The 26,627-nt window shown below is 64.3% G+C and carries 20 protein-coding genes; 12 read left to right on the top strand and 8 right to left on the bottom strand.

Features of this window, described 5'->3' with window-relative positions:
• Positions 1-65: 65 nt before the first annotated feature.
• From ACOYYX_RS14360 to ACOYYX_RS14335, 6 genes are all read left to right on the top strand, one after another.
• Positions 66-971 (top strand): hypothetical protein, encoded by a 906-nt coding sequence (locus ACOYYX_RS14360; RefSeq protein WP_422930589.1) that lies wholly within the window; start codon positions 66-68, stop codon positions 969-971.
• Positions 972-1,205: 234 nt separating this feature from the next.
• Positions 1,206-2,552 carry a M16 family metallopeptidase gene (locus ACOYYX_RS14355; protein WP_422930588.1) on the top strand — a complete coding sequence of 449 codons (1,347 nt, stop codon included), beginning with the start codon at positions 1,206-1,208 and terminating at the stop codon, positions 2,550-2,552.
• Positions 2,552-4,099, top strand: coding sequence for a M16 family metallopeptidase (locus ACOYYX_RS14350; RefSeq protein ID WP_422930587.1), 1,548 nt, complete (start codon positions 2,552-2,554; stop codon positions 4,097-4,099). The genes ACOYYX_RS14355 and ACOYYX_RS14350 overlap by 1 nt, the downstream gene beginning before the upstream one ends.
• Before the next feature lie 231 nt (positions 4,100-4,330).
• A complete protein-coding gene (locus ACOYYX_RS14345) occupies positions 4,331-5,512 on the top strand; it encodes a hypothetical protein (RefSeq protein ID WP_422930586.1) in 1,182 nt (393 codons plus the stop codon).
• A gap of 287 nt (positions 5,513-5,799) precedes the next feature.
• A complete protein-coding gene (locus ACOYYX_RS14340) occupies positions 5,800-6,915 on the top strand; it encodes an aminopeptidase (protein ID WP_422930585.1) in 1,116 nt (371 codons plus the stop codon).
• Positions 6,916-6,951: 36 nt separating this feature from the next.
• The gene (locus ACOYYX_RS14335) at positions 6,952-7,782 is read left to right on the top strand and encodes a hypothetical protein (RefSeq protein WP_422930584.1); all 831 of its coding nucleotides are present in this window, start codon (positions 6,952-6,954) and stop codon (positions 7,780-7,782) included.
• 57 nt (positions 7,783-7,839) lie between these two features.
• Here ACOYYX_RS14335 and ACOYYX_RS14330 read toward each other — a convergent pair whose 3' ends face one another.
• Entirely contained in the window at positions 7,840-8,646 is an 807-nt protein-coding gene (locus tag ACOYYX_RS14330; protein ID WP_422930583.1) for an outer-membrane lipoprotein carrier protein LolA, read from the bottom strand.
• A gap of 341 nt (positions 8,647-8,987) precedes the next feature.
• Here ACOYYX_RS14330 and ACOYYX_RS14325 point away from each other — a divergent pair, with 341 nt between their 5' ends.
• Positions 8,988-9,410 carry a PilZ domain-containing protein gene (locus tag ACOYYX_RS14325; RefSeq protein WP_422930582.1) on the top strand — a complete coding sequence of 141 codons (423 nt, stop codon included), beginning with the start codon at positions 8,988-8,990 and terminating at the stop codon, positions 9,408-9,410.
• A 161-nt stretch (positions 9,411-9,571) separates the two neighbouring features.
• Here ACOYYX_RS14325 and ilvD read toward each other — a convergent pair whose 3' ends face one another.
• On the bottom strand, positions 9,572-11,506 hold the full coding sequence (gene ilvD, locus ACOYYX_RS14320; protein ID WP_422930581.1) for a dihydroxy-acid dehydratase: 1,935 nt from the start codon (positions 11,504-11,506) through the stop codon (positions 9,572-9,574).
• Positions 11,507-11,649: 143 nt separating this feature from the next.
• The gene (locus ACOYYX_RS14315; RefSeq protein WP_422930580.1) at positions 11,650-12,300 is read right to left on the bottom strand and encodes a hypothetical protein; all 651 of its coding nucleotides are present in this window, start codon (positions 12,298-12,300) and stop codon (positions 11,650-11,652) included.
• A gap of 435 nt (positions 12,301-12,735) precedes the next feature.
• Here ACOYYX_RS14315 and ACOYYX_RS14310 point away from each other — a divergent pair, with 435 nt between their 5' ends.
• From ACOYYX_RS14310 to ACOYYX_RS14300, 3 genes are all read left to right on the top strand, one after another.
• Entirely contained in the window at positions 12,736-15,057 is a 2,322-nt protein-coding gene (locus ACOYYX_RS14310) for an alpha/beta hydrolase (RefSeq protein ID WP_422930579.1), read from the top strand.
• 180 nt (positions 15,058-15,237) lie between these two features.
• The gene (locus ACOYYX_RS14305) at positions 15,238-16,698 is read left to right on the top strand and encodes a glycoside hydrolase family 13 protein (protein ID WP_422930578.1); all 1,461 of its coding nucleotides are present in this window, start codon (positions 15,238-15,240) and stop codon (positions 16,696-16,698) included.
• A gap of 82 nt (positions 16,699-16,780) precedes the next feature.
• The gene (locus ACOYYX_RS14300) at positions 16,781-17,575 is read left to right on the top strand and encodes a class I SAM-dependent methyltransferase (protein WP_422930577.1); all 795 of its coding nucleotides are present in this window, start codon (positions 16,781-16,783) and stop codon (positions 17,573-17,575) included.
• 19 nt (positions 17,576-17,594) lie between these two features.
• On the opposite strand, the gene epsC is transcribed toward ACOYYX_RS14300, so the two are convergent.
• Positions 17,595-18,557: a serine O-acetyltransferase EpsC gene (epsC, locus tag ACOYYX_RS14295; RefSeq protein ID WP_422930576.1), complete on the bottom strand. Its 963-nt coding sequence runs from the start codon at positions 18,555-18,557 to the stop codon at positions 17,595-17,597.
• Between the two features lie 669 nt (positions 18,558-19,226).
• Between epsC and ACOYYX_RS14290 the strand changes: the two genes are divergently transcribed.
• On the top strand, positions 19,227-20,276 hold the full coding sequence (locus ACOYYX_RS14290; RefSeq protein WP_422930575.1) for a methyltransferase: 1,050 nt from the start codon (positions 19,227-19,229) through the stop codon (positions 20,274-20,276).
• A gap of 363 nt (positions 20,277-20,639) precedes the next feature.
• The gene (efp, locus tag ACOYYX_RS14285) at positions 20,640-21,203 is read left to right on the top strand and encodes an elongation factor P (protein ID WP_422930574.1); all 564 of its coding nucleotides are present in this window, start codon (positions 20,640-20,642) and stop codon (positions 21,201-21,203) included.
• Positions 21,204-21,299: 96 nt separating this feature from the next.
• Here the strand turns inward: efp and ACOYYX_RS14280 are convergent, their stop codons facing one another.
• The 4 genes from ACOYYX_RS14280 to ACOYYX_RS14265 are packed head-to-tail and all read right to left on the bottom strand — an operon-like array spanning position 21,300 to position 26,604.
• Positions 21,300-23,051: a GNAT family N-acetyltransferase gene (locus tag ACOYYX_RS14280; protein WP_422930573.1), complete on the bottom strand. Its 1,752-nt coding sequence runs from the start codon at positions 23,049-23,051 to the stop codon at positions 21,300-21,302.
• Positions 23,052-23,096: 45 nt separating this feature from the next.
• Complete coding sequence (locus ACOYYX_RS14275; RefSeq protein ID WP_422930572.1) at positions 23,097-24,128, bottom strand: D-alanine--D-alanine ligase family protein; 1,032 nt, start codon at positions 24,126-24,128, stop codon at positions 23,097-23,099.
• Positions 24,125-25,168 (bottom strand): D-alanine--D-alanine ligase family protein, encoded by a 1,044-nt coding sequence (locus ACOYYX_RS14270; protein ID WP_422930571.1) that lies wholly within the window; start codon positions 25,166-25,168, stop codon positions 24,125-24,127. The genes ACOYYX_RS14275 and ACOYYX_RS14270 overlap by 4 nt, the downstream gene beginning before the upstream one ends.
• A complete protein-coding gene (locus ACOYYX_RS14265; RefSeq protein WP_422930570.1) occupies positions 25,165-26,604 on the bottom strand; it encodes a KamA family radical SAM protein in 1,440 nt (479 codons plus the stop codon). Before ACOYYX_RS14265 ends, ACOYYX_RS14270 begins: the two co-directional genes overlap by 4 nt.
• Positions 26,605-26,627: the final 23 nt, after the last annotated feature.

Below are 26,627 nucleotides of genomic sequence, written 5' to 3'. Positions count from 1 at the left end.
GAGCGAGGGCCCGCATCCGAAAGCCAGTCGTTCCTGATCCGTGATTCGCCGAGGAGGTCCGTCTGATGATGGGGGAAACGCCGGAATCGTCCGATAAGGACCAGCCCGACGTGGCGGACGCTGGCTGGCTGTTCGAATCGGCGCCCTCACCGCCGAAGGAAACGCCCAAGACCTCGCAAGAAAGTGCCCCGGATGCGTCGGACGGCTACGACCTCGACCTGAGCGATCCGGTCGAGGTCGAGCCCAGGAAGCCATCGATCCCGATTCCGCCTCCGATCCCCGAGACGGGGCCATCATCGTCATCGGCCGACACGAGCAAGGCTCGCCCCGAGGCGAAGGCCAAATCGAAATCGAGCCGAGCGCCGGCGGTCGTCGATCAGGTCTGGACCCGGGGCGCCGAGTGGGGCTCGGATCTGGTCAGGGTCGGGGTCGTCCTGCTGGGGGCCGTCGTCGGGGCGTATGTGCTCGCCTCGATGGGCGCCTATGCCTTCGCCTTCTACCTCTTCCTGGCGGGCGTGGTCCTGGCGGGCGTCCTGAGCTATCCGATCCTGGTTACCCTGGAACGCCCGATCCGGATGACCCCTGAGCAGGCGGCGCAGGACTTTTATTCGGCCCTGTCGCACCTGTCCCCCCACTACAAACGCATGTGGTTGCTGCTGAGCGAGACGGGGCGGATCGAGGGGAATTTCTGCTCGTTCGACGACTTCCGCGATTACTGGAAAGCCCGGCTCGCCATACTCAACGGCAATCAGGCGAAGCGATTCAATTCCCTTCGCTTCGTCGTCGAGGATTTCCGGGCCGAGAAGAGCGCGGGGCTGACGGACGTGGACGGGTCATACAAGGTGAAGGTCCTGACCGGCGACGATTCCAAGGGGACGCTGCGGAACGTGGCGACCGTCAGCGTCGAAGCGAGCTTCGTCCGGGGTCCCGACCGCATGTGGTATCTCAACGAAGGCAAGCTCCCGTCCTGAAACCTGGGCCCACTCTCCGGGCCATCGATCTCGTCGAAATCGTTGGAATAACGCAGAGTCACCGCGCGATGTCGGTTCGCGCCGCCCAATCTATCGGGCATTCGCCCGGCCTCGAGAGCCGCCCCGCAACACGATTGACGCCCCGCGAAGGGGCGGTTTACAGTCCTCTTCACCGAGCGACCCGACCACAGGGCGGCGCCCCCTCTTTGCAGGCTCATATCTAGGAGGAGTTGGATGCAGATATCGAGAATCTTCCTCATCACTGCGGCATTGCTCGTCGCCTTGGCCGGCACGGAGGCGAGAGCGACCGACCCGGTCTTCCCGTTCACGATCCAGAAGACGTCGCTCGAGAATGGCCTGACCGTGCTGACGGTCCCCTACGACTCGCCGGGGATCATCGCCTATTACACGCTCGTGCGCACCGGCTCCCGCAACGAGGTCGAGAAGGGGCTCACCGGATTCGCCCACTTCTTCGAACACATGATGTTCCGGGGAACCGACCGCTATCCGCAGGAGAAGTACAACAGCACCGTCAAGGCGCTCGGCGCGGATGCGAATGCGTTCACGTCGGATGATATCACCTGCTATCATATGACGGTCCCCGCGTCTGCCCTGCCCGTCGTCGTCGAGGTCGAGGCCGACCGCTTCCGGAACCTCAAGTACGAACTGGCCGACTTCCAGAAGGAAGCCAGGGCCGTGCTGGGCGAGTACAACAAGAGCGCGTCGTCGCCGTTCCTGAACCTGAATGAGCTGATGCAGGACAAGGCGTACACGACGCACACGTACAAGCACACGACGATCGGGTTCCTGGCCGACATCAAGGACATGCCCAATCAGTTCGCGTACAGCAAGACCTTCTTCGACCGCTGGTATCGACCCGAGAACTGCACCATCGTCGTCGCCGGCGACGTCGATCACGCCAAGCTCGTGGCCTTGGTGCAGAAGGAATACGGCACCTGGGAGCGCGGCAAGTCCACGGTGACGATCCCCGTCGAGCCCGAGCAGAAGGAAACCAGGACGGGCGAACTGAAGTGGCCGGTGCCGACCCTGCCCATCCTGTACGTCGGCTATCACATCCCCTCCGCGAGCGAGCAGACGAAGGACATCGCCGCCCTCGGGGCCCTCGGCCAGGCGGTCTTCGGCGAGACAAGCGCCCTCTACAAGAAGCTCGTTTTGAAAGAACAGCGCGTCGTCCTGCTGGCCGCCGACGCCGAGATCAAGCGTGACCCGGGACTCTTCACCGTCGTCGCCCGGATCCGCGACACGAAGGACCTCCCGGCGATCCGCAAGGATATCGAGTCGGCCTTCATCGAAGCGGCGAAGACCCCCGTCGATGCCGCCCAGCTCGCCTCGATCAAGTCCCACCTGCGTTACGCCTTCGCCGCGTCTCTCGATAGCGCCGACGCGGTGGCCCTCGCCGTGAGCCAGTCGCTGGGCGTCACTGGGCGTCCTGACTCGATGAACCAGTTGTACGCCGAGTATGACAACCTCACCCCGGCCGACCTGCAGCGGGTTGCGGCTCGCTACTTCGCCCCCACGAACGAGACGATCATCACCCTCGAGTCGGAGAAGGCCAAATGATGAACGCACAACGAAACTCGAAGGGTTGGCAGGCGGGAGCACTCTCGATCGTCCTGGCCGCGGGATCGCTGGCGCAATCGGCCGAGCCGGGCGCTGTCGCCCCGAAATCGGTCAAGCAGGCGGCTCCCCCGTCGGCCCTCTTCCTCCCCTCCCCTTCGTCGCCGCTGGTGGCCGTCCGCTTCCTCTTCCGCGTCGGCTCGCAGGATGATCCGAAGGGCAAGGAAGGGCTGGCCGCCCTTACGGCCTCGATGATCTCCGAAGGGGGCACGAAGACGCTGACCTACGACCAGATCCTGGGCAAGTTCTACCCGATCGCCTCGTCGCTCTCGGGCTCGTGCCACAAGGAAGTCACGGTCTTCTCGGGCGAGGTCCACCGCGACAACCTCAAGGCCTACGAGGAATTGGCCACGTCGATGCTGGCCGCCCCTCGGTTCGCCGAGGACGACTTCGATCGGCTCAAGAACGAGGCCATCGACTACCTCTCCAAGAGCCTCCGCGGCAACAACGACGAGGAACTCGGGAAGTGGGCGCTCCAGCTCGAGCTCTACAAGAACCATCCCTACGGCCACGTCGATCAGGGGACGGTCGAGGGCCTGAAGGCGATCTCGCTCGATGACGTCAAGGCCTTCTACCGTGCCCATTACACCCGCGGCACCCTCCAGCTCGGCGTCGCCGGCGGCGTCCAGCCCGAATTCGTCGCCAAGATCGAGAACGACCTCAACCTCCCGAACGGGACCTACACGGCGCCCGCACTTCCCAAGCCCGCGTCCGTGAAGGGGATCGAGGTCACGATCGTCGAGAAGCCCGCCGATGCCACGGCGATCTCGCTCGGCTTCCCGATCGACGTCACGCGCAAGGATGACGACTTCTACGCCCTGGCCGTCGCCAACTCCTACCTCGGCGAGCACCGGACATTCAACGGTAAGCTGATGCAGGACCTCCGCGGCAAGCGCGGGCTCAACTACGGCGACTACTCGTATGTCGAGGATTTCATCCAGGAAGGTATGAGCACCTTCCCGATCCCCAACAACCCCCGCCGTCAGCAGGCGTTCACGATCTGGCTGAGGCCCGTGCCCCGCGACAAGGCGGTCTTCGCCCTGCGGGGTGCCCTCTGGGAACTGGATCGCCTGGTCGAGAAGGGCATGAGCCCCGAGGACTTCGAGGCGACCCGGTCGTTCCTGCTCAACTACAGTAAGCTCTGGGTCCAGACACTCTCTCGTCGGCTCGGCTACGCGATGGACGGCTCATTCTACGACCGCGAAGACCTCGTGACGGAGCTGGCCCGCAGGCTCCCCACCTTGACGGTCGAGCAAGTGAACGCCGCCGTACGTCGCCACCTGAACAAGCCCGGGATCAAGGTCGCGATAGTCGCTCAGGAGGCCGCGGCACTGAAGGAGGCCTTGCTCTCGGGCAAGCCGAGCCCGATCGTCTACGACACCGAGGGGACGCCGGAAACGATCCTCGCCGAAGACAAGGTCATCGAGACGTTCCCGCTCGATAACCTCAACGTCAAGGTCGTGCCCGTGGGGGAGCTCTTCGAGAAATGATCGGGCTCGCGGCCAGACGCCTTTGATCCTCTCGCTTCTCGAGCGATGCCACCGCAGGCCGACGCTTCCGGTGGCATCGTCGCGCGCCGGGCGAAGAAAAGCTCAAGAAGTCGCCTGCTAAAGCCGAGAACCCGCGATTGACCAATTCCGGCAACATGCGTACTATCCTCGCCGCTCGGCTCCCTGGGTGAGGTACCGGAGCGAGGAACCCGACGGAATGGAGGACGTCGCATGAATATCGCACTAGGATTGGTGACTCTCGCCCTGCTCGGCGCCGATGGTTCGCCCAAGGTCGCCCGGCCCATTCAATATCATGTCCGGGTCCTGGAGATGAACGGGCTCGAGTGGCGCGAGGCGACCTACTCGAAGCTCACTCCCGTGGCCAAGCAGGGTAATGCGACGGTCTGGACCGTGGACGCCGAGGCCGCTCAGGCCATCGCCGAGCGCGCCGGCCGCGTCGTGATGTCGCCCCAGGTCATGACCCAGTCCGAGGCCGTCGCCCACTTCTCCAACCGGACGACGCGTCGGGTCGTCTCCAAGCTCACCCGCCTGGCCGATGGTCCCTTCGACCACGCCGTGGCCGTCGCCTACTCTCCCGACTTCGAAGACGTGCGTGACGGGTGCCAGTTCACCTTCACGGGCCGCAAACTCGACCAGGGGGTCCTGACCAAAGTCGTCGTCGAGGAGACCCAGGTCGCCGCCGTCCACAAGGTCAAGTTCACCGAGATCATCCCATCTCAGGACGGTAAGGCCGAGCCCGGCAAGATCACCCCGCACATCGAGATCCCCGAGATTTCTAACGCGAGCGTCGCCGGCGAATGGCTGATCCCCAATAACGGGCTCCTGCTCGTCAGCTTCGGTGTTCACACCGCCGACGACGGCCAGGGCCGGGCGATTGCCCGCGAGCGTCTGATGCTGATCGACGCCGACGAGTCGGAGACGACCACGAAGGCCGTCCTCGAGCCGATCCCCGCGCCCAAGGTGTTCACGACCTCGATCAAGCCGCCAGTCACCATCCAGACCCCGGCGATCTCGCCCCCCGCCCCGATCGCGGACGAGGCGGCTGTCAACCCGCCGGCCTTGCCGAGCCGGACGATGCCGCAGGGCAAGGCTCCGGAGGGCTCGTCCATCCCCCTGCCCCCGCTGCCCGACGAGCCGGAGCCCCCGACGTCGATGCCCGACTCGTCGGAGCCTTGTGCGACCCCGCAGACCCGGCCCCGTTCGGCCGAGAAGACCGTCGACCCGGCCTCGACCAAGGCGAGCTTCCTGCCCGACCCCTCGTCGTTCATCATCCCGGACGCCGCCACCCGGTTCCTGCTCTCGTCGCTCAAGCCGCTGCTGTTCAAGGTCCCCCTCTCGGCCGGCGTGACGATCGAGATCCGGGCGTCGATGAACCCGCTGCTCAAGCCCTGATGACATGAAGCTAGACAGGCCGGAATCCCTCGCATCATTTGACGCGAGATCGGCCGGAATCGCGAAACATGACGAGGGTCGGCGACGGATTCCCGGTCGCCGGCCCTCGCTCCATTTGCGTCTCCCAAGATTTGCAAAACCGCTGCATTTGATGAACCGTTGACTCGCGACCCGCTTACCCTTTGGTGTAAACTCGAAGGTCTTAAGGGGCGGACCAATCCATCCCCCGAAAACCCGCCTGGCCGCCTCGATTCAGGTCATCGCGAAGCCAAAGAAGGTACGAGCCGATGCCGGACCCGCGCTGGGAAGCCCTCGCCAGGATCTTGATCAACCACTCGACCGACCTCAAGGCGGGCGAGACGATCCTGATCGAATGCTTCGACCTCGACGACCTCTCCCTCCCCCGCCAACTCATCCGCCAGGCGTCCCAGAAGGGGGCGTTCCCGCTGGTCGAGACCAAGGACACCAGGATGATCCGGGACCTGGTGCGCTGGGGCTCCGAGGGGCAGATGCGTGCCTGGGGTGACGCTGAGCTTCATCGCATGGAGAGGGTGCAGGCCTACATCGCGCTCCGGGGCAGCCGGAACATCAACGAGATGAGCGACGTCGCCGGCGAGAAGATGAACCTCTACAACACGCACGTCCTCAGGCCGGTGCACTTCGAGCGTCGGATCAAGGAGACGAAGTGGTGCGTCCTCCGGATCCCCAACGCCAGCATGGCGCAGCAGGCCGGGATGAGCACCGAGGCCTTCGAGGACTTCTACTTCGACGTCTGCAACCTCGACTATCCTAAGCTCGCCAAGGCCCTCGTCCCCCTGGCCGAGCGGATGCGGGCGGCACGCGAGGTCCACATCACCGCCCCCGGCACCGATCTGAGGTTCTCGATCGAAGGGATCCCGGTCATCCCCTGCTCGGGCGAGAAGAACATCCCCGACGGCGAAGTCTTCACGGCCCCCGTGCGAGACTCGGTCCAGGGGCACGTCCTCTTCAACACGCCGACGATCTACCAGGGGACCTCGTTCGACGGCATTCGGCTTGAATTCCGGGACGGCCGGATCATTTCGGCGGACTGTTCGGGGGGAGACGCCGCGAAATTACGCAGGATCTTCGAGACGGACGAGGGGGCGTCCTACATCGGCGAGTGGTCGATCGGCTGCAACCCCCGAATTCTCAACCCGATGCGCGACATCCTCTTCGACGAGAAGATCGCCGGGAGCTTCCACCTCACCCCCGGCAACGCCTACGAAGAGGCAGATAACGGCAACCGATCCAAGATCCACTGGGACCTGGTGCAGATCCAACGTCCCGAATACGGAGGCGGGACCATCTCGTTCGACGGCGTGCCGCTGCGCGTCGATGGTCGTTTCATCCCCGACGATTTGCACGTGCTCGATCCCGAGTGATCGGACCCGTCGATCGCACCCGCGAGGATCCCACCCATGCAGAGTGCCCTGCTCATCGCGCTCGCCTTGCTCAGCCAAGGGAAGCCGGATCCGGACCAGTTCCCCATCGCGCTGCACAGGAGCATGGAGCTCGACGACCTCGACCGCGAGATCCAGCGCCTGCACGACTCGGTCCTGGTCAAACGATCGCAATTCGAAAGCTCGCAGCGCCTCGCCGGACGCGGCCTCCTCAGCCCGGCCGAACTCGAGCGCGACGGCGCGACTCTCCGCTACGAAGAGGCGCACGAGGCCGAGACCCTCGCCTATCGTGCCTTGAAAGAGTATGAGCGCGACGTCATCGGCCGCGCCGTCTCGCCCGACGAGGTGAAGGCCTACTCCCTCCTGCTCGACTGGCTCAAGAAGCAGGAGGCGATGGCCAGGGTCGACCTCAAGTATCGCGACTACTGCCTCGACCAGGCCCGCAAGCTCTTCCAGAAGAACGCGGTGAGTCGCCAGGAAGTCGAAGACACCGACGTGAGCAAGAACATGGCCGAGGCCAGCGTCGCGCTCAGCCAGTCACGCCAGGCCCAGGTCTCGATGGAACTTGCGGCCCGGAAAGGGGAGAAGTCCTACGACTCGGCCGAATACGAGAAGCTCAAGGGGGACTACCTCAAGGCCCGAATCCGCTACTTCGAGATCGTCTCGAAGGGAGCCAGGAACCGACTTGCCTTCGCCCAGGAGCGTTCCAGGCGCAAACTGATCCCCGTCGAGGAGATCGCCATCTTCCGCAAGGCCGTCTCGGACGCCGACGCCAACCTCGCCGGCGAGCGTCAGAAGCTCGAACAGGCCCAGCCGGCCCCGTCGAACGGCTCGCCGTCAGGGCACTGATCCCCTCGCCCGCCTCCGGTCGGATTCCCCCCCTTCCCGACTCTGCTCCCCTCCGAATCAATCCCGACGCGGCGGCTGCACGCGTTGCGCGGACCTCTCCCCAGGGCCCGGGTCCTTCACCACCGTCCACCCCTCGAGCTTCTTCCCCGTGAACAGGTTGGGATCCAGCCGATCCTTGGCCTTGATCGAAGGGAATTGATATTCTTTTCGATCCTTGCCGTTGGGCTGGATGAGCCAGAGCTTGTCCGGGAAGAAGGTCTTCTTGTTCAGCCAGAGATGGACCATGCTGAAGGCTTCACGGTCGGCGGCCAGCTTCGGCTCAACCTTGAGCAGGTAGGTCGATTGGTTCTCGTTCTCGATTTCGAACGTGTAACGCTCGCTGGCCTTCTTCGCGTTGAAGTTGAAGAGGAACGGCAAGGGGCCCTCGTCGAGCGCCTGCATTTGCTGCTGCTTGTTCAGCGAGTAGACGTAGATCTGCTTGGTGGGATAGATGTACTGCAGGACGCTCTTGCCCGTGAAGATGACCCTCTCCTGATCCTCGCGTCGCGCCGCCTTGCCGGGCTGTTCCACGACCTTCCAGAAATCGAGGCGGGCCCTGTCCGGCTTTTCCAGGAAGGCCTGCCCGTGGAAGACCTCCGGATCGCCCCACGCCGGATTCACATCCTTGCGTACGACGGAAATCTCGAGAGAATTCAGATGCTCACTCTTCGCTTCCCAGTTCTTTAAAATGGAGGCGAGCTTGGCCTTATCTTGCGGCTTCGCGGCAGGCGCGGCTGCATGGACAGGGACGATCGCCAACGTGCCGATGACGGCGATCATTAGCGCCAAAGCATAAAAGAATCGGGCAAACAATATAGATTTCATCCCTGAAGCTCCTGGAATGACGGATCGGCTCCCCTTGGCGTGCTCCAATCACGCGGAACGCTATCATTTTTCTCAGGATCCTGACAGTTCAATAGGGTGTAAGCTAGATTTCTCAGTGGCTCCCCTCCTCGCAGGAGCAGCTTGGGAGCACTCGGTTGGTACATCCCTCAGACGATCGTGGTCTTTTTCTGCCCGAGGACTTGGTTTGATGTCCTAAGATGGATGATGACGCCTGGAGTCTTCCACTCGTCATACAATGCCCCTAAGATGGAAATGGCGTCCCCGGTCCGCGTCACGCACTTGTCTCCCATGATCGATGGGCGATTTGACCCGAGACGTTTATGAGCGATCAACCAAAGAATCAGTTGCTACGCTTCCTCCGAGCCCGCCCGAAGGCCGTGGGTGAAGCCTTTCGAACCAATCCGCGATACGCTTCGCGACACCGCGGCCGCCTATCCTGGACGGATGTCCTTCGTACACGGACAGTTCCGATCCGACTGATCGACATCAGCCGCGCCGGTGCCGCCGTCGCGGCGGCGAGCCCACCCCCGACGAATGCGCCGGTCCGCATTCGACTCGTCGGCGAGTCGGCCACGCCATGGATCGAGGCTGACGTGCTCGGGGTCGAGCCCAAAGAGGGGCTCTACCGCGTCCGGCTCCGATTCCGCGAACCCTGCCCCACGTTCATGATCAAGTCGGCCGTCCTCGATGACGGGACGCCGCAGGCGAAGGCCGAAGTCCAGGAGAGCGACGCCTCGGCTTGAAGCGAAGCCGAAGCTCGCGACGAACGGCCGAGCGTGAACTGGTCCCTCACGATCGGCCTGTGCAATGAAGAGACCTGCCGAGAACCTCGCTCGAGGCCCCCGGCTGGTCGCGATCTCTATCCAACTCGGCCTTTCGGCCGAGCCTCATCCAGCCCGGGATCTCACTCCCAGCTCAACACCGCCCCGGTGTGGGCACTCGTGGCCATGCTCGCATATTTGCCGAGATAACCTTTCTTGAACCGCGGGACCGGCGGTTTCCAGGCCGCGCGTCGGGCGTTGAGCTCCTCGTCCGTCAGTCGCACGGACAGTTTCCCCTCGTGGATGTCGATCTCGATGATGTCCCCCGGCTGCAAGAGGCCGATCGGGCCTCCGACGGCCGCTTCGGGGCTCACGTGACCGATTGAGGCCCCGGCGGTCCCACCCGAGAATCGGCCGTCGGTGATGAGGGCGCACTTGTCGCCAAGACCGACCCCCTTGATGGCCGTCGTGGGGGCGAGCATCTCCTGCATGCCAGGGCCCCCCTTGGGACCTTCGTTGCGGATCACGACGACGTCGCCGGCCTTCACTTCGCCGAAGACGATGCCATTATAAGCATCAATCTCGCTTTCAAAGATGACGGCGGGACCGGAGTGCTTGAACATCTTGGGGTCGACGCCAGCCGTCTTCACGACCGAGCCATCGGGCGCGAGGTTGCCGTAGAGGACGGTGAGTCCGCCGGTCTGGGAGTAGGCGTTCTCGACCTTGCGGATCACGTCCCAGGCGTCGAAGCCGTCGGAGCCGCCGTCGCCACTGCCATTCTGCGGCGACTCGGGCAGAGCTTCGCCCTCGCCTTCCGAGTCCAGCAATGCCAGGCCGGCGGCCTGCGAGCGGGCGTCGCCGGTGACGCTCGGCACGGTCCAGGCCCGGCTCGTGCGTTCGCCGCCGGGACGGACGCGGGTCAGGACCTTCGCAGTGCCCTGGGCGGTCTCGGACCGGACGTCGTACTCGGCGATATTTTCGCCGATGGTCTTGCCCGTCACCGTGGAACAGGTCAGGTCGAGGAGGCCGGGACAGCCGCGGTTGACCTCGCCGAGGATCGTGTGGATGCCGCCGGCGCGGGCGACGTCTTCGATGTGGTACGAGCTGGCCGGGCTCACCTTGCAGATGTTCGGCGTCTTCTTGCTGAGCGCGTCGATCTGCTGCATGGTGTAGGGGACTTCGGCCTCATGGGCGATCGCGAGGATGTGGAGCACGGTGTTCGTGCTGCCCCCCATCGCCATATCGAGGACCATGGCATTGTCGAAGGCCTTGGTCGTGGCGATCTCGCGAGGCAGGAGGCCGTGGCCTTCACCGACCTTGCCGAACTCCTTCGCCATGGCGACGATCCGCTGGGCCGCCTTCTCGTAGAGGGCCTTGCGGTCGGCCGAGGTGGCGAGGATCGTGCCGTTGCCGGGGAGGGCCATGCCGATGGCCTCGGCCAGGCAGTTCATGCTGTTCGCCGTGAACATGCCCGAGCAGCTACCGCAGGTTGGGCAAGCCGCCTTCTCGATGGCCTCGAGTTCCTCGGCGGTGATCTTGCCGTTCTGGCGCTGGACGCCGCCGACGAAGGCGTCGATGAGGTCGACGGTCTTGCCGTCCTCGGTCTTGCCGGCTTCCATCGGGCCGCCCGAGACGAAGATCGTCGGGATGTTGACCCGCATCGCGCCCATGAACATGCCGGGGACGATCTTATCGCAGTTCGGGATGCAGATCATCCCGTCGAAGCGGTGGGCCTCGATCATCGTCTCCACGCAGTCGGCGATGAGCTCGCGCGAGGGGAGCGAGAACTTCATGCCGTTGTGGCCCATCGCGATGCCGTCGTCGACGCCGATGGTGTTGAAGATGAACGGCACGCCGCCGGCGGCCCGGACGCATTCCTTGACGAAGTTGCCCACTTCCTGCAGGTGGACGTGTCCCGGGATGATATCCACATGACTGTTGCAGATCGCGATGAAGGGCTTGTCCCAGTCCCCCTCACCGACCCCGGTGGCTCGAAGCAAGCTGCGGTGAGCTGCGCGGGCGTCTCCCTTTTTGATCGTGTCGGAGCGCATCACGATGTCTGACGGCGTGTTAGACATGACATAGTCTCAAACGAGATTTCGAGCTCAGCTTCAGGCGGAGTGACGCACGGAACTCATTCGCCTTGCGAGACTTTCCATGTTAGCCCAGTTCCCAAGATCCTCCAAGGTGCAGCGTTTGGCGACCAGTGAAGACCGGTCGCTCAATGGACCTTCCAGACGAAATGCCCGGCCAGCAACCCGGCCAGGAACGCGAGCACCTGGGCAATCAGGACGAAGAGCGACCACATCGCGAGGGTCGTCCGGGAAATGACGACGTCGCGGGATCGGGCGAGCGGCTGATGCCGAGTCGGCGAACGACGGGCCGGAGCCAGGTCGATCTGCGGGAGGTTGAGATCCTCCGCGCTCTTCGTGCGTTCCGGCTCGGGGGCAAAGGTGGGTGCGGGAGCCTCGACCGACGCCGAGCTCGGGCGCAAGGGCCTTGGAGGGGCCGGCGGCTGCTCCCATGACGCGGGCGGCTCGGCCACCTGGAGACCAGGCCCGCCGGAGGTCGCGGCCTCCTGGGGCTCGGACGAGCTCGGCGAGGCGGGCGACCTGTACGCCCCCGGCTCGACGCGGATATCCTCGGGCCGTATGTCGATGAGGTCGAGGGGTATTCCACCGTCCGTCGACCCGGATCCGGTCGATTCGCCCTCGGTCCGCAGGTCGAGAGGGCCCGCCCCTTCCGTCGGATCCGGCACGATGAGCCCGGCCTGGCACTTGGGGCAGGAAACCACTCCCCCCACCCTGTTGCGCGAGACCCCGAGGAGTTGGTTGCACTGATAGCAGCGAAATTTGATGGAGGTCCCTGCCATGATCGACTCGCCCTCTGCTGACGAACGGGGGGTGATCAGTCTCTCTCTAAAAATTGCACGGCCGAGTTTCCGGCCCATGATCGTCGGGCCGCGCAAAGCCACGCTCAATCAATCGTGGTTGGGGTCATCGAATCCGAGGAGAGGGTCGGACGTCTAGATTTCCGACGTCACCTTGCATCGGACCGGTTGGGCCGGACGTGAGCGCGGACCTTACGCATTGTAGTCCGGAGAGTTAGCGAGGCCAGTACGACCAGCTTGACATGCCCGTCGAAACCTAATCAGTTCCCGGCCATCGGCTTGACCCGGGTCCTCGAGGTGTCAGAATGTTTCCTGGCCGGGTGAGATGGAGTTTCCTCGGGCGAGCCATTCCTCCGATCCGATCAACATCGTTCCCGACACGATTTTGCGGGCCTCTCGGAGTAGGGATACCCAGACATGGCAACGTCTCTTCGATCGAGAATTACCGGGGCAACCCTCCTCGCCCTGATCATCCTCCCGGCGACGGCCTCGCGATCCGCCGAGAAGGTTGTGCTCAAAAATGGGCTCGTCTACCACGGGACCATCGACCGCGATAACACAATCGTCTGGATCTTCGATGGCCTGAGGCGTGTGGTCACTCGGGACTCCAAGATCGGCTCGATCGAACCCGACTCGACGTTCGGCACCTGGGAAATCTTCAAGCTCGTCCAGCCCCTGGTGCAGCACGCGGGCGTGATGCCCAAGGAAGCCTTCGACATCAGTTCGACCCCCTGGAACGATCGGGGGCGACGCAGCTTCACCTACACCTCGGCCCGATCCTCGAAGCCCGTCACGATGGAGCAGGCCATCTACGAGATGGGCCCGTACCTCGTCAAGATTCGCGGAGTCGACGGCTTCTGGCAAGAGGGCCGGCTGAGCACGACGCAGGTCCCGCAGGATGTGATCCTGGCCATCCTGGCGAAAGTCGACCAGACGAACCTGCAAGAACGGCGCAGGGTCGCCAGCTTCCTGATCCAGGCACGCTGGTTCGCCGAGGCTCGCCGCGAGTTGAACTCGCTCCTCCGCGACTTCCCCGAGGAACCGGGCCTCAAGGAGACCATCGAAAGTGCCCAGGTCGTCGTCTCCAGGCTCGAGGCCGTCGAACGCAAGGCCGAGATCGACATCGCCCGCAAGGCCCAGCAATACACCGAGGTCCAGAACCGACTCAAGTCGTTCCCTTCGAAGGACGTCTCCTCCGACATCCTCGTGGGCGTCCGCGACGAGCTCCGCGCGGCCGAGAACGAGCAAGCCACGAACAAGTCGTGGGCGAGCGAACTCAAGGCCCTGGCCGATGCGTTGCCTACCGACAAGCGCGAGGCATGGAAAAAGCCCGTCGCCGAGGTCCTGAAGGGGCTGAATGAGGTGCCCGACGTGGTCCACGACCGCCTCGTCGCCTGGCAGAAAGCCAAGGTCGAGGGACAGGGCAATAACGAGGAATGGCTGGCCCTGGCGATGTCGGGCTACCTTCTCGGCTCGGATGGCGCGACGACCAAGCTGGACCTCGCCCGATCGTTCTGGAAGGCCCGCGGCCTCCTCCACGACTACCTGTCGAGCGAGGATCAGGAAGCACGCACGCGGATCCTCGACGAGCTCGAGGCGTTCGAGTTGCCGGAGGAGCCAGGAAAGTCGTTGGAGATCAAGAGGCTCGACCTCCTGACTCGCCTGGCCGTGCGGATGGCTCCCCCCCTGGCGTCGGATTCCCAGCCGTCGAAGGAGGAGGTCCTCACGCACAAGGCGGCGGACGACGGGAACTCCGTGCCAACCGAATACTCGGTCCTCCTGCCCCCAGAGTATCACCCGCTGAGGAACTATCCGGCCGTGGTCGCGCTCCACGGCGGGGCCGGTCCGCAGTCGGCCATCGACTGGTGGTCCAAGGAGGCGAGCCGACGGGGCTACATCGTCATCGCCCCCGAGTACAACCTGCCGGACCACCCCAAAGAATACCGGTTCACGACGAGCGAGCACGCGGCCGTCGAGCTCGCCCTTCGCGACGCCAGGCGCCGCTATGCCATCGACGCCAACCGCGTCTTCCTCGGCGGCCAGATGATCGGCGGCGACATGGCCTGGGACTTCGGCCTGGCCCATCCCGACCTCTTCGCCGGCGTGGCGATCGTATCGGGCCGTCCCTTCAAGTACGCCTTCCGCAACATCGTCCACACAGAGAAGCTGCCCCTCTACGTGGCGATGGGGGACCTCGCCCCGGCCAGCACGGAGCTGGTCTTCGGCTCGCTCCTCAAACCCCTGATCGCCAGGGCTTATGACATCACCTATGTCGAGCACATTCGTCGCGGGCTCGAAGACCTCCCCGAGGAGGCCGCCCCGATCCTCGATTGGATGGATCGCAAGACGCGTCAGCCCGTCGTGAAGGCCTTCGAGGCGATCTCTTCGCGCGACTCCGACGAGCGGTTCTACGGCGTCGTCATCCGCGAGTTCCAGCCTGGCTACACGACCGCCCCCGAGGCCGCCGAGCCGCTCGGCAAGAATCTGAACCCCGCTTCGATCAAGGTCACGTCGAGCCAGGCGAGCAACCTCATCCAGGTCCAGGCCAAGGGGGTCAAACGCCTGGATGTCTGGATCAGCCCCAAGATCCTCGACTTCTCGAAGAAGCTCGAGGTCCGCGTCAATGGGCGTCCCTATCTCAAGGGGCTCGTCAAGCCGACCCTCGAACCCTTCCTCGAGGACCTGCGGATCCGGGGCGACCGGCAGCAGATCTACTGGCACAAGGTGTCGGCGGGCTGAGCCGCAAGCGGCCGATCCGGAACGTGGATTGCTCTTTCGATCATCGGGCCCTCGGGATTTGACATCCCGAGGGCCGGCCTGTTTTGTCCCCTCAACACACTCCTGACTCGACGCCGACACGCCCTATAATCAGGTTGGCGGCGTTGAGATGAGCATCGACCTCGATCTTGGGAGAGATCCTTGACCGATCCCCGGACGCCCGACTGGGTACGCGACGCCGTCTTCTACCAGATCTTCCCCGACAGATTCGCGAAGAGCCTGTCCGTCACCAAGCCCTCCAGGCTCGACGAGTGGGGGGCACCTCCCACGCCTCATGGATACCAGGGCGGGGACCTGATCGGCGTCATCGAGCGCCTGGACTACCTCCGGGACCTCGGCGTCAACGCGATCTATTTCACGCCGATCTTCCAGTCGGCCTCGAACCACCGCTATCACACACACGACTACGAGAAGGTCGATCCGATGCTCGGCGGTGACGCCGCCCTGCGCCGCCTGATCGACGAGGCCCACTCGCGTGGGATGAAGATCGTGCTGGACGGGGTCTTCAACCACGCCAGCCGGGGTTTCTTCCAGTTCCACGACATCCTTGAGAACGGCGCGGAGTCGGCCTACACCGACTGGTTCGTGATCAACAGCTTCCCGCTTTACGCCTACGACCCGGATCGCTCACCGGGATACGGCGCCTGGTGGAACCTCCCCGCGCTCCCGAAGTTCAACACAAACACCCCGGCCGTCCGCGAGTTCCTCTGGGGGATCGGACGCAAATGGATCGACTTCGGCATCGACGGCTGGCGGCTCGACGTGCCCAACGAGATTGATGACGACGAATTCTGGCGCGAGTTCCGGAACCGCGTCCGCGCCGGGAACCCCGACGCCTACATCGTTGGCGAGGTCTGGACCGAGGCCGAACGCTGGCTGCAGGGAGACATGTGGGATGCCGTGATGAACTACCTGTTCACTCGAGCATGTTTAGGCTTCTTCGTCGCCGACGGGGTCAACCGCGACGAGCTGAACAAGACGAGCCTGAAGCACCTCGCGCCGCCGGGTGCCTCGCATTTCCGGAGGTCCATCGAGCGGCTGATCGGGCTCTACGCGAACAGCATCACCGAGGTCATGCTCAACCTGCTCGACAGCCACGACACGACGCGGTTCCTGACGCTAGCCAACGGCGACAAGTCCGCACTTCGGCTGGCCACCCTCTTCCAGATGACCTATCCGGGCGCCCCCTCGATCTACTACGGCGACGAGATCGGGATGGCCGGGAGCCACGACCCGGACAATCGCCGAGCGTTCCCCTGGTATCAGCCGGATAGCTGGGACCGCGACCTGCTCCACGACTTCCAGAGATACATCGCCCTGAGACACGCCAGGCCCTCGCTGCGCCGAGGAACCTTCAGGTTCCTCCTGGCCGATGGGGACGTCTCGGTCCATGCCCGGCAACTCGGCTCCGAGACGGTTGTCGTCGCCATCAATGCGTCGCGATCGACCCGGCGAGTGGACATCCCGATGTCAGGGGTTGTCCCCGACGAGACCGGCTTCGACGAGGCCTGGACCAAGCAGTCCGCCTCGGTCCAGGCCGGCTTCCTCCGGGATATCGAGCTCCCGCCGCGGGCCGGGCGCGTCTTCGCCACCCCCGTTTGAAAATCCATTATTGGTCGGCGGAAAGATTGGTTAGGGTTCCGCCCCTGGCCACGACGATCGAACCCTTTGCGAGCCTTCTGACATGAGTTTTTCGGCGACCCCTCCGAGTTGGCGATTGCCCGAAGGGGTCAATGGTTCGCTCTGGGAATACACCCACTCGCCGCGACTGGCGGAGGAGGAGGATGCGTACTTCCAGGGGCATCCCCTCTTCCAGACCGACGCCCGCGTCGTGGATGAACGGTTCACGGAGCCGGGGCTGATGGCCGACCTCGGCTGCGGCACCGGTCGCCATGCGCTCCGGTTCGCACGCCGAGGTTTCCGCGTGGTCGCCGTCGAGTTGTCCCGGCCGATGCTCGAGCGCGTCCACGCCTCCGCCGATGGGGGATCCCTGCCGGTCCTGGGGGTCGAGGCCAACCTCTGCCGGCTCGGCTGCTTCCCGAACAGGACCTTCGACTACGCCCTCTCCATGTTCAGCACAATCGGCATGATCCACGGCAAGGCGTCGCGGTCGCAGGCGATGGCCGAGATCGGCCGGATCCTCAAGCCGGGGGGACGCCTGGCATTGCACGTCCACAACCTCTGGCTGAACCTGCACGACAGCCAGGGGCGTCTCTGGCTCGCGAAGCAACTCGTGAAGCACGCTCAAGGTGCCCCCGACGCGGGCGACCGCAAGATGACGTATCGCGGCATCCCGGCGATGGAGGTCCATCTTTATCGCTGGGGCGAGCTCAAGCGTGACCTGCGAAACGCGGGGCTCGTCATCGACGATGTCCTGCCGATCGACGCGATCCAGGCGCAGCCAATCCGGCTCCCCTGGCTCGCCCATTCCCTGCGAGCCGGGGGCTGGATCGTGTTCGCGAGCCGACCCGATCGCTAGGAGGGTCGATTACGCATGTTCAGATCTGGTAATCGAAGCCCATCAACTCCTCATGAGGCGTCCCATTGGGGGCGGCGCCTCGATAGCGGAGCATCGGACTCTCGATCGTCACGGTCGTGTAGGGCGGGATGCTCCGCGTGAGCCAGGCCGAGGAGCCGACGACCGAGTTGTGGCCGATCACCGTCCGGCCGCCCAGGATCGTGGCGTTGGCGTAGATCACCACGTCATCCTCGATGGTCGGATGCCGTTTGTGATCGCGAAGGATGTTGCCGTTCTCGTCGCGGGGGAAGCTCAGGGCTCCCAGGGTCACTCCCTGGTAGATCTTGACCCCCGTCCCGATGTTGGTCGTCTCGCCGATGACGACGCCCGTGCCGTGGTCGATGAAGAACCGCCTGCCGATCGTCGCGCCGGGGTGGATGTCGATGCCGGTCTTGCCGTGGGCGTACTCGGTCATCATCCGCGGGATCAGCGGCACGCCGAGCTTGAAGAGCTCGTGGGCGATCCGGAAGACGGTGACGGCCGCGACGCCCGGGTAGCAGAAGATGATCTCGTCGAGATTCTTGGCCGCGGGATCGCCGTCATAGGCGGCGCGCACGTCGTCGGCCAGGACGCGGCCCAGTTCGGGGATCGACTCGAGCACGCTGACGGCCAGGACCTGGGCCTCGGCCTCGAAGTCGGTCTCCAGGTCCTTCGACTTGCAGTCGTGCCGCAAGGCGCGGGTGATCTGGACGGTGAGGCGGTCATGCAGGCTGTCGATCAGGTCGCCGACGTGATAGCCGACGTTGCCGAAATGCAGGTTCTGGCGGCGGCCATAGCCCGGGTAGAGGATCTCCCGGATGTCCCCCAGGATCTCGACGATCTCTCGGTAGCTCGGGAGCGGAGTATGGCCGAGGTGGTTGATCCCTCCACACTCTTCGTATGACTCGACGATTCGGTCGGTCAACGCGGGGAGAGATTCTTTGAGTCGAATGTCGGTGGCCATCCTCGTGTATTCCCCTGACCCCAGCCAGCCATCCAGGAAAGTCTCGGGTGACGGTACGCTTCGGGTCGAGAAGCGTCTTCGATCGCCAACTTGCCCCGTACCCTTGGGATCTCGCGGGCCGTCGCATGCGTGAGACGAGGGCGCCTTCGAGCCTTCCTCGCAAAATCCGGACCTACGGCGTGGTGAAGCCAGGACATTGTAGAAGTCCCGGCTCCCTGAAATCAATCTTACCACCAACCTTCATAGGATCGGCCTGGACGATCCCGAGGAATCAGTCGAACCCATGCCACGCGCCGTCGCGAACGCCCGCGACGGCATCACCGGCATCCCTCGCATTGGCACCTGGCTCATGGCTGCGGTCGCCTCAGCCTGTAGCAATTTCGAGGCCCCGGGATGGTCATGGCCGGGCCTCAATTCTGCGAGAGCCTCTCAAGATTGCGGCGGACGTCGCATGATTCGCCTGCTCTTTCAAATAATTATTCCAGCATCAAACCTGAGAAATCGGTCGCGGCGATATGCCCCCTCATCGCGCCCGAAGTCGACTCCGAGACCTGATTTCGGGCTCGCCAATTGACGCCAACCATCGGCAGTGGGTTTTCAAGGGGCGAGAAATCGGGTACTTGGATCGAAGGCCTTCGCTACTCTCAACGATGGAGCTTCTCGCCGACAATGACCAGGTCCGCCACGACGCCACCGCGTTTCGACCCCACCTCGATCCTCGAGATCTTCCGCGGAAACCACGCCACCGAGTTGCTCACCGCGGCCGTTTCCCACTTCAACGTCTTCGGCTGCTTGACGAACCGGCGGCTCGGCTTGGAGGAGCTTCGCAAGGAGCTGAACCTGGAAGAACGTCCCGCGACGGTCCTGATCACCGCGCTCCGGGCCTTCGGACTGATCGACCGCGATGGCCAGGGGCGGCTCTTCCTCACCGAACTGGCCCAGGATCACCTCGTCCCCGGCGGCAACTACGACCTCGGCGGCTACATTGGCCTCGCGGCCGAGAGCCCCGGCGTCGTCGAGATGGTCGAGCGGCTCCGCACCAATCGACCGGCGGGCGAGAAGCCGGACGAGAAGGGGGCGGCCTTCATCTACCGCGAGGGGATCGAGTCGGCGATGGAGAACGAGGCCAACGCCAGGCAGCTCACCCTGGCCCTGGCCGGCCGGGCCAAGAATGTCGCGCCCATCCTCGCCGAGCGATACTCGCTGGAAGGGAGGAAGTGCCTGCTCGACGTCGGCGGCGGCACGGGGATCTACAGCATCGCCTGGCTCCAGCGGCATCCCAACCTGCGGGCCATCGTCTGGGACCGCCCCGAGGTGCTCAAGGTCGCGCAGGAGATGGCCCAGGAGTATGGCGTCGCAGACAGGCTCGAGGTCCGGCCCGGGGATATGTTCACTGCCCCCGTGCCGACCGATGCCGACGCGATCCTGCTCTCGAACATTCTCCACGACTGGGACGTGCCCGAGTGCCGCACCCTGATCCGGCGCCTCGCGGACGTACTGCCGACCGGGGGGAAGCTCCTGATCCACGACGTCTTCCTCAACGACGAGCTTGATGGCCCGCTCGCCACGGCCCTCTACTCGGCCGCGCTCTTCCGCCTCACCGAGGGGCGAGCCTACAGCGCCGGCGAATATCGCCAGTGGCTCAAGGATGCGGGGCTCTCTCCGGGCGAGATCACACCGACCTTGATCCACTGCGGGGTCCTGCCCGGGATCAAGTGAGCGCCGGAATCCACAAGTTTTCGGGGACCAAAGGTTGTCCCGAACCCGGTCTCATCTGTTGAAGGTCGGTCGTGAGAAATCGTGAGGATTGACGCAGATAGCCCTGGGTCGAGACCACCCAAACTTCGCATTCTCGCCCGACCTCCCAGATTCTCTTTTTAAGAATCGTTGATAGGCCTGGTCTCGCAACGACGTAGAACCATGGCGGAGCCCGCTCGACCGGCGCAAGTGGACTAGCCAGAGGCCCCCTGCTTTGGTTATTTTCGATCCATTATTAGAACCTGTGCCGTGGGTTGCGGCGGTTCTACCGATTCAAAAATGTAAGTCATCGAGCTTCGCAATTCGGGGGCAACGTATAACGCCATGATGATCAAAGCCACCGACATCCGCCGAGGGATGGTCATCACGATGGAAGGCACCAACTTCGTCGTGGTCGACTTCGCGCATCACACTCCGGGCAACCTCCGCGCGATGGTGCAGACGAAGCTCAGGAACATGAACAGCGGGGCCCTGATCGAGAAGCGGCTCCGCTCCGTCGACCAGATCGAAGTCCCGTACGTCGAGACCAAGGAGTACGAGTACCTCTACTCCGCCGGCGACGAGCACGTCTTCATGGACACCGAGACGTACGATCAGCTCAGCTTCCCGCCCGAGATCATGGGCACGGCGATGCAGTACCTCCTCCCAAACAGCCGGGTGAAGGTCATGCACGTCGACGACAAGCCCGTCTCGGTCGAAGTCCCCGCCTCGATCGACCTGGTCGTCACCGAGACCCCGCCGTCGATCAAGGGTGCCACCGCCACGAACCAGTACAAGGACGCCATCCTCGAGAATGGCCTCAAGGTGCAGGTTCCCCCCTTCATCGGGAACGGCGAGAAGATCCGCATCGACACGCGGACCGGCGAGTACGTCGAGCGCGTGAAGTAAGTCGAAGCGGCCCTGGCCGCATTCGCAAATCCGAACGATTCAACAGGCCCCGCCTTTCCTTGCGAAGGCGGGGCTTCGTTCGTTGACCCGGGTGCCTCACTTCGGACGCGAATGCCTCCCGAGCGCCCCTGCGCAGACCCCGGTCAGCATCCTCGCCGCGTTCCGGCCCAGGGAGCGGATGTTGTACCCCCCTTCCTGAACGAGCAAGGTCGGCAACTTCATCGCCCCGATCCGGTAGCCGACCTCGAAGAGGCCGTCGGGCGTGAGGCTCCAGGTCCCGGTGGGGTCGGCCTTGGCGATGTCGAGGCCCACGGGCACGATCAGCATCTCGGGCTTGAACTTCCGGACGATCGCCAGGGCCTCGTCGAGCGCCTCGAGGTAGCGGCCGTCGTGGACGTCCTCGGCGAGGGGCATGTTGACGTTGAAGCCCTTTCCCTCCCCTTCCCCCACCTCGTCGGCGAAGCCGGAGAAGTACGGGTAGGCGAAGTTCGGATGCCCGTGGATCGAGATCGTCAGGACGTCGGAGCGGTTGTAGAAGATGTCCTGGGCGCCATTGCCGTGGTGATAGTCCACGTCCAGGATCGCGACCTTGCCCACGCGCGAGCCGAGATACTGGGCGGCAATCGCGGCGTTGCAGAAGTAGCAGAACCCGCCGTAGGTATCGCGCTCGGCATGATGGCCGGGGGGACGGCAGAGGCTATAGACTAGGGGGTTCCCGGCCAGGATCGCCTCGGCGCCGGAGAGTGCCACATTCACCGCGGCGCGAGCTGCCTTGTACGCGTCTCGGCTCAGGGGTGTGAAGGTGTCGATGCAATAATAGCCCGCGCGTCGGCTCCGGTCGTGAGGGGGCCGGTCGGTCCTCCGGATCGGGAAGACGTAGGGGTAGACCATCTCCCCCGGCGGGAGTTCCTGGCAGAAGTTGCGGATGTAGTTGACGAAGTCCGTGTCATGCACGGCCCGGATCGGCTTCTCGCCGAAGTTGCGCACGGGGAGTTGCTCGATATCCGGCAAGCTACTGATCGCCTTGAGGATGACGTCGACGCGTGCCGGCCGCTCGACATACCCACGCTCCCGGACGTGGTGAAGTGCATGCCTGGACGAGCAGAAGACCTTCAACGGCATGAGCCGCCTGGGCGTCTTCGGCTTCGACTCGCGAGGGTCGACGTAGCGAGGCTTCCGGATCCGCACCGGCGAGTCCTGCACGGAGTCGAGCAACTGGACGACATAGGGATCATCGGACGCATAGTGATACCTTTGCGTCAGGATCATCTCCATGATCTGCTTGAGCGTTGGTGCGTCGAGGGGGGTCTTGCTCTGAAGTGGGTCGTACATCAACCGGGGCTCGGTGGGATGGCCCGGCCGGATCGGCTGGTCGTAAAGCGTGTTGACGATCGGAAGGGCCCCGTAACGCTCATAAAACTTGATCCGCGTCTTGTTCGACTTGAGATCGGCCGGGTCAGTGACCTGTAAGGGGTCGTCGGTGGGGACCTCGAAGAAGAGCCCCTGGGCCCCTCGGGCGATGAGGTCTTCCCGCAAGGCCTCATATAGCGCACCGCCGAGCCCCCGCCCTCGACGCTCGGCCTGGGCAACGATGAAGTCGAGATAGGCGTATCCAACGGGCTCGAAGTAGTCGGCGAGCGCGAATCCGGTGATCTGATCGCTCGTCCCGTGCGCAGCGAGGAGGATCGTGGGATAACCCCGGACCGTTTGCTCGGTCAGCTTCTTAAGGACGTAGTCGGGCCCTTCGCCGAGTTCGGGGAACGCCGCATCGAGAAGGACCTGGATCTCGCCGATGCAGCGACGGTCGTAATCGCGGTGAGCCCCCAGGACGTGACTGATCCGGAACATGGAGTATGGCCCTCGCCAGTCGCGGACACGAATCCTCGGCAGCCCTCAACCGAGCAATTGACGTCTCTGTAGAGCCTGGAGCACGATCGCCTCGAGCGTGGCGCCGTAGTCGCGCCCGGAGGCCCTCAAGGCTCGCGCCCAGCCGGCCCCTTCGCCGATGTCCGGGTTGGGATTCACCTCGAGGATCATCGGTTCTCCCTTCGCATCGAGCCGCAGGTCGATCCGAGCATAGTCGCGGCATCCCGTGACCCGATAGGCCTCGAGGGCGAGTTGTCGGAGCCGCCTAGCGAGGGTCTCATCGACTTGAGCCGGGCAGACGACAGGGCTCGTGCGATCCTCGATGGATCCCGAGGTCCATTTGGCATCATACGTCAGGATTGGCCAATGAGTCGCGGAGCGATCGAAACAGACCTCGGCGATGGGTAGAGCTTCGGGATCAGGCACGGCCAGGACGCCGACGTTGAACTCCCGACCCGGCAGATAGGCCTCGATCAGTGCCGCACCGCCGTATGCCTCGTGAATGGATGAGACCTTCTGGCGGAGCGATGTCAGGTCGCCAACGACGCTTTGCTGGTCGACCCCAAGGCTACCGTCCTCGGCATCCGGCTTGACGAAGACGGGCCAATTCCAGGGCCACTCGTCGAGCGTTTCGCCCATGTGAACCAGTGCAGAAGGGGCGGTCGGGAGGCCGAAGCCCTTGAGCATAGCCTTCGCCCGGCTTTTCTCCTGGCAATAGGCCAATGCTTCGGCGGGCGAGCCGGTGTAAGGGATCCCAGAGAGTTCGATCAGGCCCGTGGCGTAGGTTGCCCCGACGCTCCTGCCGCCGAAGCCCTCGATGAGGTTGAAAACCACGCTGATAGGCTCGCCTCGTGGACCCGACTTTTCGAGCAGCGCGATCATCTCCGCCGCGGACGACCCCACGCCGGTAGTCCAGGCTCGCATCCCGCGGGCGTTCAGGTGCGATGCCACCGACTCGGCGACCGAAACGACATCATGCTCGGAGGCGGCATCCGGATGGTCCTCGGCCAGCACCGGCTCGTTGTAGAGCACGAGGACGCCGGGGGTCTGCAACGTCACGGGATCGCCCCTTGCGGCATGGGCCTCGCCTTCCCGGTCCGCTCGAGGGCCGAGGCCAGGATCCGCCCGATCAATTCGCGGTAGGAGACGCCCATCCCCTTCGCCAGGATCACGAGATCGCTCCAGTCGGGGGCGAGTCCGGGGAGCGGATTGGCCTCGATGAAGTAAGGGACGCCGCCGCGGATCCGAAAGTCGATGCGGGCCACGTCGCGGCAGCCGAGGGCCGAGAACGCGGCAAGCGTCGAGCGGTAGAGTCCTTCCAGCACCGCTGCGTCGAGTTGGGCGGGTGTTTCATAAGCGACCCGATCGTCCCAATCCCGCTTCACCTCGAGCGAGTAGATGAACTGGTCATTGCGGACCTTGGGCCGGATCCGCATGGCTCCCAGGATTTCCGCCTGCGAACCATTACCCAGGACGCCCACCGTCACCTCGTCGCCCGCGATGAATTCCTCGACGAGGATCGGCTGGTGGTAATCCGCAACAAGCTGCCGGGCGAGCGCCGCGGCCTCGGAGAAGGACCTGACGAGGCTATGGGCGCGAATCCCCTTGCTCGATCCCTCGAAGACCGGCTTGAGGATGAGCGACAATCCCACATCCGAGGAGAAGGCATCCTCGAGGATCGACTTGAATCGATCCGCGGAGGTCTCCGGAGACAAACAGACGCCCCTCGGCGTGACGACTCCGTGCGTGCCGACGAGCCGCTTGGCCACGTCCTTCTCGAGGGCCACAGCCATCGTGAGCGGATCCGAGCCACTGTACGGGATCCCGAGCATCTCCAGCGCGGCCGGCACGCGAGCCTCGCGGCTGCGGCCGACGCCTTCCCCCTCGGCGACGTTCCAGACGAAGTCGGGGGGATCGGCGAGGACTTTCTCCAGCAATTCTCGGCCGTCGCCGAGGAGCACGACCTCGTGCCCTTCTTCGCGAAGGGTCTGGGCCAGGCTCTCGATGGTCTGCGGCTTGTCATATTCCTCAAACCGGTCGTCGGGCCCTTCGTCGTCCCGAGCGACCGGCGCGAGGTCGAAGGCGATGCCGATCCTCAAAGCCCTGGCCCTCGCGTCTTGCCGTGGTCGTTGCCGGCACCATTCCCATGCGCCCGCGAGCCCTTGGTGGGTCCAGGTCCGTCCGAGGGATTCCCCTGGGCCCTCGCCTTGCGGCGGGCCAGGCGAGGAGTCCCCTCTGGGACGAGGACTTCATTCTGGCCGGCGAGCAACGCGCTCACCCCCTGGGTCTCCGTGTGGGCCGGCGGCGACGGTTGATCCCCGGTGGGATGATAGTTGATGAGCATCCCTTCATAATTCCGGAGGACGACCGACTCCTTGCCCGCCGAGACCAGGTAGTTGGGCATGAGCGGGATCTTGCCGCCGCCCCGAGGTGCATCGACGACGTAGGTCGGCACGCCGAGGCCCGAGATGTGCCCTCGCAGGCCTTCGATGATCTCGATCCCCGTCCAGACCGGCGTGCGGAAGTGCCCCGCCCCCGTGACCGGGTCGCAATGGAAGAGGTAGTAGGGACGGACCTTGATCCGCAGCAGGGCCCGGCAGAGCGAGCGCTGGATCTCCAGGTCGTCGTTGACCCCTTTCAGCAGGACCGCATGGTTGTTCACGGGCATGCCGCGATGCCGGAGGCGGTCGCAGGCATGGCGGGCCTCGGGCGTGACCTCGCGCGGGTGGTTGAAGTGGGTCTGGATCCAGATCTTTTCCGACCGGCCCAGCACCGAGAGCAGCTCGTCGTCATCGAGTTTTTGCGGCAAGGTCACGGGCACGCGCGTCCCGATCCGGATGACGTCCAGGTGCGGGATCGCGTCGAGGTTCTCGACGAAGAACGCGAGTTTTTCCAGGGGCAAGGTGAGCGGGTCACCGCCGGAGATGATGACGTCGTGGATCTCGGGATGCTCACGCACATATTCGATCATGCGTCGGTCGTCGCGCGAGACCGCGTCCCAGCCCCCCCGTTTCATCGTCGCCCGCTTGCGCGTGCAGAAGCGGCAGTACATGGTGCAGGTGTGGGTCGTGACCAGCAGGGCACGGTCGGGATAGCGGTGCGTGAGGCCGGGGACCGGCGAATCCTTGTCCTCGTCGAGCGGGTCATCCTCGCCGTCGGTGCCCCCGACTCCCGCCATCTCGAGGGGCGAGGGGACGGACTGAAGCCGGATCGGATCCAAGGGGTCGGTCGGGTTGATGAGGGAGAAATAATAGGGGGGAATTGCGAGCTTGTACTGAGACTGGAGCGTCTCGATGGCCCGGCGTTCCGCGTCGTCGAAGGGGAGGAGGTCGAGGATCTGCTTGGGATGCCGGATCGCATTCTGCGACTGCCAACGCCAGTTGGTCCAGTCGCTCTCGGAAACGTGGGCCCAGGCCGGGTGACGGGGGGTGCTCGGTTGCCAGGGCGATCGACTGGGAGGCTCGTCGCCATCCGCAAACTCGACCGGGTCTGGGATGGAGACGATGGAACTCGGTGAGCTTGAAGACTCGCCCATCGTGGTCCTGTTCCTCTTCTCGA

Origin of the sequence: Singulisphaera chitinilytica (genome assembly GCF_049331405.1) — a bacterium.
In the GTDB taxonomy this organism is placed as follows: Bacteria; Planctomycetota; Planctomycetia; order Isosphaerales; family Isosphaeraceae; genus PoT.
This window is presented reverse-complemented; position numbering and strand designations above follow the sequence as displayed.